Source organism: Limnohabitans sp. Rim8 (assembly GCF_945901735.1).
Classification (GTDB): domain Bacteria; phylum Pseudomonadota; class Gammaproteobacteria; order Burkholderiales; family Burkholderiaceae_C; genus Limnohabitans_A.
On the sequence record NZ_CAMDLM010000057.1, the window covers coordinates 1 to 12,689 of the forward strand.

The following is a 12,689-nucleotide window of genomic DNA, read 5'->3' on the forward strand; positions in this document are numbered from 1 at the left end:
GGGCAAGCGTTTTTGCTCCACCTCGGCTAGCATGGTTTGCGAGATTTTTTCCAATCGTTTAGATGACACACCCACCGACTCAGGGCTTGCAGTGGGCAAGGCTTGCGACCATGCCCATCCCGCTTGCAGCAACAAGGCGGCGGCAAGCAGTGTCAGGCGGCGTGAGGGTAAGGTGTGCAACATAGGTCTAGTCTCCTGAAGAATGAAAACGGCTGGCCAACCAAACCAGCAACAGCACGGGCACACCCAAAGCGGCCGTGCCCATGAAAAACCATGCATAGCCCGCGGCGTCCACCGCCAAGCCAGAAAAGCCCGCCAAAAACTTCGGCGCCAACAGCATGAGCGAGCTAAACAGTGCGTACTGCGTGGCCGAGTACTGCACATTGGTCAGCGAAGACAAATACGCGATGAAGGCGGCTGACGCGATGCCGCTGGCCAAGTTGTCTGCTGACACCACGGCGATCAAGGCATACACATCGTGTCCGTGCAAGGCCAGCCAAGCAAACAGCATGTTGGTCAATGCGCTGAGAACTGCGCCCAGCATCAGCACACGCATCACGCCCCAGCGCAGAACCATGGCGCCGCCTAAAAATGCACCCACCAAGGTCATGATGACGCCGTACAACTTGGTGACAGTCGCCACTTCTTCTTTGGTGAAACCCATGTCCACATAAAACGGGTTGGCCATGATGCCCATGACCACGTCGCTGATGCGGTAGACCGCGATCAGCGCCAGCAGCAGCACGGCCTGCCAGCGGTAACGCAGCCAGAAATCAGCAAAAGGTTCGACCACCGCGCCCTTGAGCCACTCGGCCACGTTGCGCGCAGGCGCAAAGGGTGCGGGCACCGGCTCGGGCGAACCGAGCACCACCAGCATGCCGGGCAGCATGCTCAGCGCCATGACCAAGTAACCCGCTTGCCATGCCGACTGGGCATAGCCCGTGGATTGTTCGCCTTGCGCCCAGGCGGCAATCCACAGCACGCCCGCACCGGCCCAGATCATGGCCAGGCGGTAACCCGTCTGGTAGCTGGCCGCCAAGGCGGCTTGGGCATTCACTTCGGCCGATTCAATGCGGTAGGCGTCCAGCGCGATGTCTTGCGTGGCCGAAGCGATGGCCACCGCCAAAGCACAAGCGACCAAGGGACCGAGCAGTTGTGAAGGGTCGTTCAGGGCCATGCCTACAAGCCCGAGCGCGATGACCAGCTGCGACACCAGCAGCCAGCTGCGCCTGCGGCCCAGTTGGCGTGTGAGCCAGGGAATGGGCATGCGGTCGACCAGCGGGGCCCACATCCATTTCACGCCATAGGCCAGCCCGACCCAGCTGAGGTAGCCAATGGTGCTGCGGTCAATGCCCGCCTCGCGCAGCCGAAAACTGAGCGTGCCCAGCACCAGCAGCAGCGGCAGGCCCGCCGCAAAGCCCAGCGCCAGCATGCGCAAGCTGGCGGGCTGAAGGTACAGGCGCAGCGCCTCGCGCCAGGTGCGCACCGTGGCAGGTGGCGTGTGGCCGTTTTGGGGGGCAGATGGGGCAAGGTCAGACATTGGCGGATTATCAACTGCAGCGCGAGCAGCGGCAGTGCCCGCTGTCGCCGAAGACATTTGCCCCCCGTACATCGCGCGCGTACAACGTACAAGCATGCAAGACCCGCTGCATTCGTTATGATTTACAGACCATGTGCTTTATTTGCAACCTCAAAACCTCCTCCGCCCACGCCGATGCCGACGCAACGGCCCCTTCATCGCCGCGCTGGCAAGCCCGGCGGGCCTTCCTCCTGGCCGCTGGTGCGGGCGCCGCAGGCTCGGCGCTGGCCCAGGTCGATGTGGGCTCGGCCTCGGGTTTGCGCAACTTGGTGCCCGCCGAGACGCTGGAAAATTCGGCCCGCCAGCAATACGCACAGGTACTGGCCGAAGCCCGTGCCAAAAACGCATTGGCACCCGACGGCCACCCGCAACTGCAACGCCTGCACACCATCGCTCAAAAACTCATTCCGCACACCACGCCCTGGAACCAGCGCGCACGAGACTGGAAGTGGCAGGTCAACCTGATTGGCAACAAACAGATCAATGCCTGGTGCATGCCCGGCGGCAAGATCGCGTTTTACACCGGGATCCTGGACCAGCTGCGTCTGAACGACGACGAAGTGGCCATGATCATGGGGCATGAGATGGCACACGCCCTGCGCGAACACGCCCGTGAGCGCCTGGCCAAAACCCAGGCCACTGGCATTGGCTTGTCCATTGCTTCGCAATTGCTGGGGCTGGGCTCTTTGGGCGATGCGGCGGCCAGCTTGGGCACACAATTGCTCACCTTGAAGTACAGCCGCGACGACGAAACCGAATCAGACTTGGTGGGCCTGGAGATCGCCGCGCGCGGCGGTTACCGGCCCGAAGCCAGCGTGACTTTGTGGCAGAAGATGCAAGCGGCCAGTAACAACGGTGGCCCCTCGTTCTTGTCGACACACCCCAGCGGCAACAACCGCATTCAGGAACTGCAAGCGAACTTGCCCAAGGTGCAGCACCTCTACGAACAAGCCCGCCGGGGCTAATGCACCCCTTTGAGGCCTCCTACCCGACTTGATCGGGTGTCCATCCCCTTAACGGTCACGCACAAACGGGTTGCTCTGCCGCTCGCGGCCAAAGGTGCTCTCAGGCCCGTGCCCGGGAATGAACACGGTGTCATGGCCCATGGGCCACAAGCGCTCGGTGATGCTGGCGATCAGATCGTCGTGGTTGCCTTGCGGAAAATCAGTGCGGCCAATGCTGCCGGCAAACAGCACATCGCCCACAAAAGCGCGCTTGATGTCGGGTGAATAAAACACCACATGGCCGGGCGTGTGGCCCGGGCAGTGGCGCACCTGCAAAGTGTGCGCCCCCAGCGTGACGGTGTCGCCATCGGCCAGCCAGCGCGTGGGTTTGAACACCCGCGCAGGCGGAAAACCATAGGCCGCAGCGGCCTGCGGCAAGCCATCGATCCAGAACTGGTCTGCCGGGTGCGGCCCGATGATCGGCAAGCCCCCGAGTTGCTCGGCCAAGTCGGCCGTGCCCGAGGCGTGGTCCAGATGGCCATGGGTGATCCAGATCTGCTCGAGCTTGAGGCCATGGCGGCGCACCGCGTCCAAAATCAAATCCAGATCGCCCCCCGGATCAACGACTGCCGCCTGGCGGCTCTGGTCGTCCCACACGAGTGAGCAGTTTTGCTGGAAGGGCGTGACGGGAATAGTTTGGTATTGCAGCATGAACTAGATTATCCCAAAAGCCAAGGTGCAAGGTACCCCACTCAGTTAGGCTTGGTGTACATTCCCCATCAGCCAGCGCCTTTTGATCATTGGCTTGCGCGCTGCACCGATAGCTTTTTTGCAAACCAGTTCACCCGGCTACCTGACCAAACAGGAAAGCATTGCGGTTGCAGGCGTGGACGACTTGCTCATCCGCTCCCTTCTCGACAAGCACCAGTTCTACGATCCTCTGGACGAAGCGTTGAACCTGGGTATTTCATCCGCCACCTGGCCCCTGTTTGGCCTGCTGTGGCCCTCGGGCATGCGCTTGGCCGAGCGCATGGCGCGCCGCCCTGTGACTGGCGAGCGCATTTTGGAGATCGGTTGTGGCTTGGGCCTGGCCAGTTTGGTGGCGCACCGCCGAGGGGCTCAGGTCACGGCCAGCGATTGCCACCCGCTGGCGCATGCTTTTTTGGACGAGAACTCCCGCCTCAATGGCTTGTTGCCCATGCCCTACCGTCATGGGCTGTGGGGCACAGCTGCCGCCCGCGATGACGGCTTGCCTGTTCTCACACATGCCCAGGATGCGCCGCTTTGCGGCCTGTTCGACCTGATTGTGGGCAGTGACATCTTGTACGAGCGCGACGACGCGGGCACACTGGCGCGATTCATAGACGAACACGCTGCCGTCCATTCAGAGATCTGGGTGATCGACCCCAACCGAGGCAACCGCGCCGCCTTTCACAAACACATGGCACAGGCGGGTTTTACGATGTACGAACAAGTGCTGGACCAGGCCACTCACGATGGCGCAGAGGCTTACAAGGGACGCATGCTGACGTACACGCGCCATTGAGATGGTTCCGGATGACGTCCGGGATGACAAAGCAAATTGTCCGGTATGACAACGCTTGACTGTCACCCCGGACTGGGTCCGGGGTCCATGCTCACCACGCCACAAGTCACAAACTCAGGTCGTAGCCGATCGTGATCGGGGCGTGGTCGGAAAATTTTTCACCTTTGTAAATGTGCTCGGTGCGGGCCTTTTCGGCCACAGCAGGTGTGGCCAGGTGGTAGTCCAGCCGCCAGCCCACGTTGTTGGCATAGGCTTGACCTCGGTTGCTCCACCAGGTGTAGCACGCGTCGGTGGTGTGCGGCTGCAGGCGGCGGTACACGTCCACCAAGCCGCCTTCGGTGGTCAATTGGGTCATCCAGGCGCGCTCTTCGGGCAGAAAGCCACTGTTCTTCTGGTTGCTGCGCCAGTTTTTCAAATCAGCTTGCTGGTGCGCGATGTTCACGTCGCTACAGACGATGAACTCTCGCTCGCCCTTCAGGGCCATCAGGTGCGGGTACATCACGCTCAAAAACCGGAACTTGGCCTCTTGCCGCTCGGGGCCAGACGAACCGCTGGGAAAGTAAACACTGATGATGGACAGCTTGCGTGCAGGCGTGTCGAAGCGCGTTTCGACATAACGGCCTTCGACGTCGAACTCGCCGCCGTCAAAACCCACCACCACGTCACTGGGTTCGTGGCGGGTGTAAACACCCACGCCCGAGTAGCCTTTTTTCTCGGCAAAGTGAAAGTACCCCTTGAGGCCCGCGAGTTCTTCAAACTTACCCGCCACATCGGGGGCTTGGGCTTTGACCTCTTGCACGCCAATACAATCGGGTTTCTCTTGCGCCAGCCAGGCTTCAACGCCCTTGGTCGTGGCCGAACGGATGCCGTTGAGGTTGAGGCTGGTGAGTTTGAACAAGGATTTCCCCATGGTGACAGGACAGGCAAGCAGCGCCGAGATGCAGGCGCTCGCTCAGGAATTTGTGCAGTTTGCGGTCGATTCGGGCGTCTTGCGCTTTGGGCAATTCAAGACCAAAGCCGGTCGCATGAGCCCTTACTTCTTCAACGCCGGTCTGTTTGACGACGGTGCCAAGCTGAGTCGACTGGCGCAATTCTATGCAAAAGCCTTGCTGGCCAGCGGTATCGAGTTCGACATGATCTTCGGCCCGGCTTACAAGGGCATCCCCCTGGGTGCAGCGGTGGCCATCGAGTTGGCCCGCCTAGGCAAGAATGTGCCCTTTGCCTACAACCGCAAAGAAGCCAAGGACCACGGCGAAGGTGGATCATTGGTGGGTGCGCCCCTACAGGGCCGCGTGCTGATCGTGGACGATGTGATGAGCGCAGGCACCGCTGCACGCGAGTCGATTGCGCTGATCCAGGCCGCAGGTGCCACACCACATGCCATCGCGATTGCGCTAGATCGCCAGGAAATGGCCACTGAAAAACAGGCCGACGGCACGATCAAGGACTTGTCGCACAGCGCGGTTCAATATGTGCGCCACACTTTGGGCATGCAGGTGAGCACCATCGCCCAACTTTCAGACCTGCTGGCTTTCCTGGCCGGTCAAAACCAGCCGGAGTTGCAAGCTCACCTGGGCCCTGTGCAGGCCTACCGAGACCGTTACGGCGTCTGAGCTGGTCTGTTTTGACTTGAGCGTGTCGCTTTGCATTCGCAAGAATTCGAGCGCGCTTCACAGGTCCGCGCTAATCCCAGACGGTGCGATGCAACGCCACTGACTTTCGGGGCTAAACATTTTTTTGCACGAAATCACCATTTTTGGTTTTTTATTTAACGGCAGTACGCCAATTGGCGGATTCGTTGGCCCTTTTTTTTGGCGAGAATTTCGTTTTTAACGTAGTTAATATTTCATCCGCCCTGATTTCTCCAGAATGACCTATTTTTGGATTTTTTCCTCTCACACGACCGCGTGCCTCGTCTGGGTGGGCGACAAAGCGTCACGCAAGCTTGGCGTGAACGGTGAAATAACAACTTAGATCTGGAGCATCAATATGTCCGATGAAACTTCCCCAGTGATCGCTACAGATCGACCCAGCACAGTCAACAAAACCAGTTCTTCATCCAAGGCTGTGACTCAGACGCCTCAATTTTTGAGTACTGCCGAAGCTGCTCGCATTTTGGGTTTGTCCACCACCTTGGTGCAAACTTTGGTCGATCAGGGTGACCTCAAAGGATGGAAAACCCGGGGCGGACATCGCCGCATATCGCTGGACTCGATCATGTCTTACCAAACAGTTTCACGACATGTGGTGGGTTCTCAATACAAACCCTCGCACAAGCCCAATGTCACGGTCGTGATCGAATCGCCACCTTTGTTTGTGAAACTCAAAGCGGAATGCGCTTTATGGAAATTGCCGATTGGTGTGAATTTCTTTGATTCGGTGACAGAGGCATTGCTGGAATTGTCAAGCCAAAAACCCGACATGATTGTGGTCGAAATGTCAATGCCAAGGACCCAACAAGAAAAGACTTTTCAGGCTCTTGAAAACTTTAACCAGCGTGGAAATACGCCTTTGTCGGTGGTGTTAATTACAGCCGAAAAAGATTTGAAAGCCAGCATGCCTGCAGGCGCCAGTTCATCGATCCAGGTGGTATCAGGCCCCATGTCGGCGGTCTGGTTACATGCCTACCTGACTGGCGTGATCGCCTCTTGCAGAACCTGAATCTTGGCGCCGTTTGCTTGGATCTTGCAAAAAGACGCTTGTTCATCAGTCGGCCTTGCGCTGCTTGAGTCTGCCGTGTTTTCACAGGGCGACGAAAAAAACCATGGTGCGGCTGGCGGGGATCGAACCCACGACCCTTGGCTTCGGAGGCCAATACTCTATCCACTGAGCTACAGCCGCACTTTAATGCTCGGATTATGTCACGCCTGCACTGTTGATCACCTGATTTGAAAGTTCGATGAAGGGTGCAACGCTATAATCTGAGGTTGTTTTTGATCTACACATTGGCCCTTGTGGTCAAGCCCCAACAGAGGATCTCATGAGCGACAACAGCCACGATCAGCACGAAGCCCACACCGGCCCGGTCAAAACCCCCAAGCAGATGCTTTTGTTGAGTTTGGCCTCTTTTGTCATCCCAGTGTTCATCATCATTGGCTTGGTGTATTACGTGACTTCGGCCAACAAGCCCGCTGCGGGCGCGGTCAATACCGAAAAAGCCACGGCCATGCGCATCCAGAAGGTGGGTGTTGTTGAAGTGCGCGATGCCAATCGCCCTCTCAAACCTGGTACTGACGTTTACAAAGCACAGTGTGCGGCATGCCATGACGCCGGTGCTGCTGGCGCACCGAAGTTTGCAGATGCCGGTGCATGGCGTGCACGTTTGGGCCAAGGCCTTGAAGGCTTGGTGAACTCCGCCCTCAAGGGCAAGGGAGCGATGGGTGCCCAGGGTGGTGGCGATTTCAACGATACCGAGATTGCACGCGCAGTGGTCCACTTGGCCAATTCAGGGGGTGGCAAGTTCGACGAGCCCAAAGCCCCAGAAGCGGCCAAATAATTTGACAACTCCCCAAAAAACCGACGTGCAGCGTCGGTTTTTTTATGCCTGTTTTTGTCCGCTTTTCACCTTGAATGGGCTCAGTTCATACGCATAAAGGGCAGGCAAATCCTTCGCTGCAGCATCCTCCAAAGTCCATCGCCCCATCTCTATCGCTTGCGCAGCCCTGGCCACATCCAGTGTGTGCACCAGCCCCAAACCCCGTGTGGTGTCCAAGTAGACCAGGCCATTTTCGTCCACCAGAATTTTGTGGACCTCTCCCATCACCCCGGTGTGCGCCATCACCGTGAAGTCATTTTCAATGCGCCAGATGTGGGGCGTTATCTCGAGTTCAACGTAAACCCTTTGCGGTCCGTTCTGGAAATACCATTGCCCTTGCGCATCGAACTCATAGTTGCGTTGGATGAAGTCGATCAGTTTTTCATGTCTCAACAACGAGCCTTTGACGCCAGGCTGACCGCTTTGGAAAGCGCCCAGTGCTTGCACCCGCTCATCGCGCATCCACCATTGCCCCCGGCTGTCCAGACCCAGCCAACCATAACAATCCGGGACATCAGGCCATTTGACCATGGCTTGCCGAACGATGTCATCCATGTCTTGCCTCCCTTGTCTTTGTGTTCTGTCCTGTGACCTGCAACAACCAGCCGCCGACCGCTTCAGGTGCTGCCCTCACATGACCCGGCCACATCCCTTGTGCAAACCCAACATGGCCGCCTTGCTCGGGTTGCCAGAGGGTCACGCTGTTGGACACATCGCCCTTAGCTGGAAGACTGTTGGCGGGTACAAAAGGGTCATTCAAGGCATTGAGCGCGAGCGCGGGTAATCGAATGTCGCGCATCAGGGGCTTGGCTGACGCATGGGTCCAGTAATCGTCGGTTCCCTTGAAGCCATGCAAAGGGGCAGTGAAGACGTCATCAAATGCATAGAGATCTTTGGCGGCCATCAAGGCCGCCTTATCAAACAGGCCTGGATGTTGCGCCCATTTGGCCAGGGCCTTGGGCTTCATGCTGCGTAGAAACATGGGCGTGTAGATCTGCCGGTTCAACCCCCGACCTATGGCGAGTCCACTTTGCATCAGGTCAAGTGGCGCGCAGATGGCGGCTATCGCATCGGCTTTGAGCGTAGCTTGATGACCTTGCAAAGCGGCCCAGTGCATCAATGCATTGCCTCCCAGGGAAATGCCAACGGCCATCAGTATTTGACCCCCTGCGGCCTGGTGTTCACTGCGAAGTCGCTCCAACACCCAGTTGATCTCTGCATGATCCCCTGAATGGTAGGCGCGCGGCGCGAGGTTCAACTGACCACTGCAGCCCCTGAAATGGGGCACAGCAAAATGCATGTCTTGTTCATCAGCCCAAGCGGCAAATGCCTGTGCATAGTGGCTCATCGAAGAACCTTCCAAACCGTGAAAAAGGACCAGCATGGGTCGATCTGCTCGACTGGCCATCTGTTTGTCGATGTCCAAAAAATCAGCGTCGGGTGTTCTCCACCGTTCTCTGCTCATGGGTGGGATCGTCCCCGCTACTGTGCGCGCGTACAGTGCAGGCCAAATCGTCTGGGCATGTCCACCGGGTAGCCAGGCGGGTGCTTGGTATTGCATGCGCTTTTAGTGCAAGACCGTGGGTTTGGTTTCCACATCGACGGCATCTTGGGGCGTGCCTGGACTGGCGTGGTGGGCCACCATGCGCCAGCCTTGCGGGGTCTTGTGGTAGACGTTCGTGGCGATCACGTAGGCCTGCCTTGCTCCTTGCGGTGTGATGACTTCCACCCTTTCAACCAGGTGGTGCACTGAACTGGCCAATGATTCCACCTTGTAGACCCGTTCGGGAAATGCCTGAACACTGCCATTGTTGAACATGGCCTCGAAAGTGGCGCGTATCGCCCCCGCCCCAATCAGGCGTCCGCCACCCGGATGCACGCAGACGATGTCGTCCTCTTCCGCCCAGCATGACATGAGTTTTTCGATGTCGGCTTTGTGCAAGGCTTCGTAAAAGGCCTGTTCGATTTCATCCGGCGTGCCGCCGACCACTGCCGCTTGGAGTTTTGCGCGTTTCATGGGCTTGTTCTGGTCCAGCGGTTCATCGCATCATTTTGCATTGTTTACCTGTTCTTGTACCGTGCTTTGGCTCAGCTTCACTTGGCTGGTGGTGCTCGATTCAGACTGTTTTGCCTGATGGTTTTTGCTCGAATCGGCCCTGCGTTCGCGTCTCATGATGTGACATGGTGCTTGATGAATCCAAACACCCCAAGAAAAAACCCGGTCACAAGGGACTGTGCCGGGTTTGGGTCATTTTCTTGTTGCCTAGCTCAGACTGGCTTGAACAAAATCAAATTACTTTTTACGGTATTTACGCAGGGCCGACAACTGGGCCGCCAGCACCGCCAATTCAGACTGCGCAACAGCCAAATCGATTTCGCTGTTGGCGTTGCGCAGAGCTTCTTCGGCCAATTGTTTGGCCGCATTGGCTTTTTCTTCGTCGAGGTCTTTGCCGCGAATCGCGGTGTCCGACATCACGGTCACGCAGTCAGGCTGCACTTCCAAAATGCCACCGGCCACGAAAACGAATTCTTCGCCGCCGTCGGCCTTCTCGATGCGAACCGAACCGGCTTTGATGCGGGTGATCAGTGGCGTGTGGCGTGGGTAAATGCCCAGTTCGCCAGACTCACCGGGCAAGGCCACAAACCGGGCTTCGCCCGACCAGATGGACTCTTCTGCACTGACCACATCAACGTGGATGGTGTTCATGTTTTCTCCTTAAAAAGGTGCGTTCAAGCGGGCTACGGGAAGGCTGAACAGCGACCCCGCGGCACGGCTTTAAGCTGCCTTTTTGGCCTTTTCGAATGCTTCATCGATGGTGCCGACCATGTAGAAAGCTTGTTCTGGCAGGTGATCGCACTCGCCAGCCACAATCATCTTGAAACCACGGATGGTTTCAGCCAAGGTGACGTACTTGCCGGGAGAGCCGGTAAACACTTCAGCGACGTGGAAAGGCTGCGACAGGAAACGCTGGATCTTGCGGGCACGGGCCACGGCCAGCTTGTCTTCAGGTGCCAAATCGTCCATGCCCATGATGGCGATGATGTCGCGCAGTTCGCGGTAACGCTGCAATGTGCCTTGCACAGCGCGGGCGGTTTCGTAATGGTCAATACCCACCACCAATGGATCGAGCTGGCGGCTGGTGGAGTCCAGGGGATCGACCGCAGGGTAGATACCGAGCGAAGCGATGTCACGAGACAACACCACGGTGGAGTCCAAGTGAGCAAAGGTCGTAGCAGGTGACGGATCGGTCAAGTCATCGGCAGGCACATAAACAGCTTGGATGGAAGTGATCGAGCCGACTTTGGTCGAAGTGATACGTTCTTGCAAACGGCCCATTTCTTCGGCCAATGTAGGCTGGTAGCCCACAGCGGAAGGCATACGGCCCAACAAAGCGGACACTTCGGTACCGGCCAAGGTGTAGCGGTAGATGTTGTCCACGAAGAACAACACGTCTTTGCCTTCGTCACGGAAGGATTCAGCAATGGTCAAACCAGTCAAGGCGACGCGCAAACGGTTGCCTGGGGGCTCGTTCATTTGACCGTAAACCATGGCCACTTTGGACTCTGGCAGGTTCTCGAGGTTCACCACGCCGGAATCGGCCATCTCGTGATAGAAATCGTTACCTTCACGGGTACGCTCACCCACACCTGCGAACACGGACAAGCCGCTGTGCGCCTTAGCGATGTTGTTGATCAGTTCCATCATGTTCACGGTCTTGCCCACACCGGCGCCACCGAACAGGCCGACCTTGCCGCCCTTGGCGAACGGGCAAACCAAGTCAATCACCTTGATGCCGGTTTCCAGCAGCTCTTGTGAAGGGCTTAGTTCATCGTAAGCAGGCGCTTTGCGGTGAATCGATGCGGTCAGTTCTTGGCTGACGGGGCCACGCTCGTCGATGGGTGAGCCGAGCACGTCCATGATGCGGCCCAGTGTGGCTTTGCCCACGGGAACGGTGATGGGGTTGCCGGTGTTGGACACGATCAAACCGCGGCGCAAACCGTCGGATGAGCCGAGCGCAATGGTGCGCACGATGCCGTCACCGAGTTGCTGCTGCACTTCCAGGGTCAGCGCAGAGCCGTCCATTTTGAGCGCGTCATAAATTTTGGGCATCTGGTTGCGTGGGAATTCCACGTCGACCACGGCACCAATACACTGGACAATTTTTCCTTGGGCTTGCATTTTTCGCTCCAAATAATTTGAATTTGCTGAACTGGGAATCAACCGCTGATCGCGGCTGCGCCAGAGACGATTTCCGACAGTTCTTTGGTGATGGCGGCTTGACGGGTCTTGTTGTAGACGAGTTTGAGTTCGCCAATCACATTGCCAGCGTTGTCTGTGGCGGCCTTCATGGCCACCATCCGTGCTGCGTGTTCTGAGGCCATGTTTTCGGCTACAGCTTGGTAAGCCAGAGCCTCTGCATAGCGGATCAACAAATCGTCAATGACCGATTGGGGATCGGGTTCGTAGATGTAATCCCAAGCGTGGGTGTGACCCGCTGCTTTGGTTTCGGCCTGCATATCGGCGGCAGACAAGGGCAGCAGCATGTCGATGGTAGGCACTTGCGCCATGGTGCTGACAAACTTGTTGTAGCACAGGTACACCGCACTCACTTCGCCAGCAGCGTACGCATCGAGCATGACCTTGACAGGGCCGATCAGCTTGTCCAGGTGCGGTTTGTCACCCAGTTGTGTCACATGAGACACCACCTTGGCATTGACACGGTTCAAAAACCCGAGACCCTTGCCACCGATGGCCACCGCCACAGGGGTTTTACCCTGGGTTTGTGTTTCACGCAATTGAACCGTCACGGCACGCAACAAGTTGGTGTTCAAGCCACCACACAAACCCTTGTCCGTAGTGACCACAATGAAACCCACCGACTTGCCGTCGTTGCGCTTCATAAAGGGGTGCACATACTCTGGGTTGGCCTGGCCAAGATGGCTCGCAATGGTGCGAATCTTCTCGCTGTAAGGCCGGGCCGTGCGCATACGCTCCTGCGCTTTGCGCATTTTGGAGACGGAAATCATCTCCATGGCCTTGGTGATCTTCTTGGTGTTTTCCACCGATTTGATCTTGGTGCGTAG

At 57.7% G+C, this 12,689-nt stretch carries 14 protein-coding genes, 1 tRNA gene and 1 pseudogene; 5 read left to right on the forward strand and 11 right to left on the reverse strand.

Going from position 1 to position 12,689, the window contains the following annotated elements:
- Together Q0O99_RS17150 and Q0O99_RS17155 are read right to left on the reverse strand one after the other, a co-directional pair.
- Nucleotides 1–183 (reverse strand): annotated as a pseudogene (locus Q0O99_RS17150) (serine hydrolase); the annotation flags it as partial.
- Between the two features lie 4 nt (nt 184–187).
- On the reverse strand, nt 188–1,540 hold the full coding sequence (locus tag Q0O99_RS17155) for an AmpG family muropeptide MFS transporter (protein ID WP_293753189.1): 1,353 nt from the start codon (nt 1,538–1,540) through the stop codon (nt 188–190).
- Between the two features lie 131 nt (nt 1,541–1,671).
- Here Q0O99_RS17155 and Q0O99_RS17160 point away from each other — a divergent pair, with 131 nt between their 5' ends.
- The gene (locus Q0O99_RS17160; protein ID WP_293753190.1) at nt 1,672–2,544 is read left to right on the forward strand and encodes a M48 family metallopeptidase; all 873 of its coding nucleotides are present in this window, start codon (nt 1,672–1,674) and stop codon (nt 2,542–2,544) included.
- Nucleotides 2,545–2,592: 48 nt separating this feature from the next.
- On the opposite strand, the gene Q0O99_RS17165 is transcribed toward Q0O99_RS17160, so the two are convergent.
- A complete protein-coding gene (locus Q0O99_RS17165) occupies nt 2,593–3,234 on the reverse strand; it encodes an MBL fold metallo-hydrolase (protein ID WP_293753191.1) in 642 nt (213 codons plus the stop codon).
- Between the two features lie 118 nt (nt 3,235–3,352).
- On the opposite strand from Q0O99_RS17165, the gene Q0O99_RS17170 reads away from it, so the two are divergent.
- Nucleotides 3,353–4,069 (forward strand): SAM-dependent methyltransferase, encoded by a 717-nt coding sequence (locus tag Q0O99_RS17170; protein ID WP_293753192.1) that lies wholly within the window; start codon nt 3,353–3,355, stop codon nt 4,067–4,069.
- A gap of 106 nt (nt 4,070–4,175) precedes the next feature.
- Here Q0O99_RS17170 and Q0O99_RS17175 read toward each other — a convergent pair whose 3' ends face one another.
- On the reverse strand, nt 4,176–4,979 hold the full coding sequence (locus Q0O99_RS17175; protein ID WP_293753193.1) for an exodeoxyribonuclease III: 804 nt from the start codon (nt 4,977–4,979) through the stop codon (nt 4,176–4,178).
- Here Q0O99_RS17175 and pyrE point away from each other — a divergent pair.
- Nucleotides 4,978–5,682 (forward strand): orotate phosphoribosyltransferase, encoded by a 705-nt coding sequence (gene pyrE / locus Q0O99_RS17180; protein WP_293753194.1) that lies wholly within the window; start codon nt 4,978–4,980, stop codon nt 5,680–5,682. The two genes, Q0O99_RS17175 and pyrE, sit on opposite strands and share 2 nt — an antisense overlap.
- Before the next feature lie 376 nt (nt 5,683–6,058).
- Complete coding sequence (locus tag Q0O99_RS17185; RefSeq protein ID WP_293753195.1) at nt 6,059–6,730, forward strand: helix-turn-helix domain-containing protein; 672 nt, start codon at nt 6,059–6,061, stop codon at nt 6,728–6,730.
- 104 nt (nt 6,731–6,834) lie between these two features.
- Here the strand turns inward: Q0O99_RS17185 and Q0O99_RS17190 are convergent.
- Nucleotides 6,835–6,910: transfer RNA gene (locus Q0O99_RS17190), tRNA-Arg, on the reverse strand.
- A 139-nt stretch (nt 6,911–7,049) separates the two neighbouring features.
- On the opposite strand from Q0O99_RS17190, the gene Q0O99_RS17195 reads away from it, so the two are divergent.
- The gene (locus tag Q0O99_RS17195) at nt 7,050–7,565 is read left to right on the forward strand and encodes a c-type cytochrome (RefSeq protein WP_293753196.1); all 516 of its coding nucleotides are present in this window, start codon (nt 7,050–7,052) and stop codon (nt 7,563–7,565) included.
- Nucleotides 7,566–7,607: 42 nt separating this feature from the next.
- Here Q0O99_RS17195 and Q0O99_RS17200 read toward each other — a convergent pair whose 3' ends face one another.
- From Q0O99_RS17200 to atpG, 6 genes are all read right to left on the reverse strand, one after another.
- Nucleotides 7,608–8,159, reverse strand: a complete 552-nt coding sequence (locus Q0O99_RS17200) for a DUF2946 family protein (protein WP_293753197.1) — start codon at nt 8,157–8,159, stop codon at nt 7,608–7,610.
- Nucleotides 8,152–9,165, reverse strand: a complete 1,014-nt coding sequence (locus Q0O99_RS17205) for an alpha/beta fold hydrolase (RefSeq protein ID WP_293753198.1) — start codon at nt 9,163–9,165, stop codon at nt 8,152–8,154. The genes Q0O99_RS17200 and Q0O99_RS17205 overlap by 8 nt, the downstream gene beginning before the upstream one ends.
- A gap of 6 nt (nt 9,166–9,171) precedes the next feature.
- Nucleotides 9,172–9,621, reverse strand: coding sequence for a nuclear transport factor 2 family protein (locus Q0O99_RS17210; RefSeq protein ID WP_293753199.1), 450 nt, complete (start codon nt 9,619–9,621; stop codon nt 9,172–9,174).
- Between the two features lie 276 nt (nt 9,622–9,897).
- Entirely contained in the window at nt 9,898–10,311 is a 414-nt protein-coding gene (locus tag Q0O99_RS17215) for a F0F1 ATP synthase subunit epsilon (protein ID WP_108352574.1), read from the reverse strand.
- A gap of 69 nt (nt 10,312–10,380) precedes the next feature.
- Entirely contained in the window at nt 10,381–11,784 is a 1,404-nt protein-coding gene (gene atpD / locus Q0O99_RS17220) for a F0F1 ATP synthase subunit beta (protein ID WP_293753200.1), read from the reverse strand.
- Nucleotides 11,785–11,822: 38 nt separating this feature from the next.
- The coding region (atpG, locus tag Q0O99_RS17225) for a F0F1 ATP synthase subunit gamma (RefSeq protein ID WP_293753201.1) at nt 11,823–12,689 on the reverse strand (867 nt) is incomplete at its 5' end.

Bases quoted from the DNA above. Each gene is read 5' to 3' on its own strand.
- Q0O99_RS17160 (WP_293753190.1), top strand. From the start codon at position 1,672: ATGTGCTTTATTTGCAACCTCAAAACCTCCTCCGCCCACGCCGATGCC.
- pyrE (WP_293753194.1), top strand. From the start codon at position 4,978: ATGGTGACAGGACAGGCAAGCAGCGCCGAGATGCAGGCGCTCGCTCAG.
- Q0O99_RS17185 (WP_293753195.1), top strand. From the start codon at position 6,059: ATGTCCGATGAAACTTCCCCAGTGATCGCTACAGATCGACCCAGCACA.
- Q0O99_RS17165 (WP_293753191.1), bottom strand. From the start codon at position 3,234: ATGCTGCAATACCAAACTATTCCCGTCACGCCCTTCCAGCAAAACTGC.
- atpD (WP_293753200.1), bottom strand. From the start codon at position 11,784: ATGCAAGCCCAAGGAAAAATTGTCCAGTGTATTGGTGCCGTGGTCGAC.
- Q0O99_RS17155 (WP_293753189.1), bottom strand. From the start codon at position 1,540: ATGTCTGACCTTGCCCCATCTGCCCCCCAAAACGGCCACACGCCACCT.
- Q0O99_RS17210 (WP_293753199.1), bottom strand. From the start codon at position 9,621: ATGAAACGCGCAAAACTCCAAGCGGCAGTGGTCGGCGGCACGCCGGAT.
- Q0O99_RS17195 (WP_293753196.1), top strand. From the start codon at position 7,050: ATGAGCGACAACAGCCACGATCAGCACGAAGCCCACACCGGCCCGGTC.
- Q0O99_RS17175 (WP_293753193.1), bottom strand. From the start codon at position 4,979: ATGGGGAAATCCTTGTTCAAACTCACCAGCCTCAACCTCAACGGCATC.
- Q0O99_RS17200 (WP_293753197.1), bottom strand. From the start codon at position 8,159: ATGGATGACATCGTTCGGCAAGCCATGGTCAAATGGCCTGATGTCCCG.
- Q0O99_RS17205 (WP_293753198.1), bottom strand. From the start codon at position 9,165: ATGCAATACCAAGCACCCGCCTGGCTACCCGGTGGACATGCCCAGACG.
- Q0O99_RS17215 (WP_108352574.1), bottom strand. From the start codon at position 10,311: ATGAACACCATCCACGTTGATGTGGTCAGTGCAGAAGAGTCCATCTGG.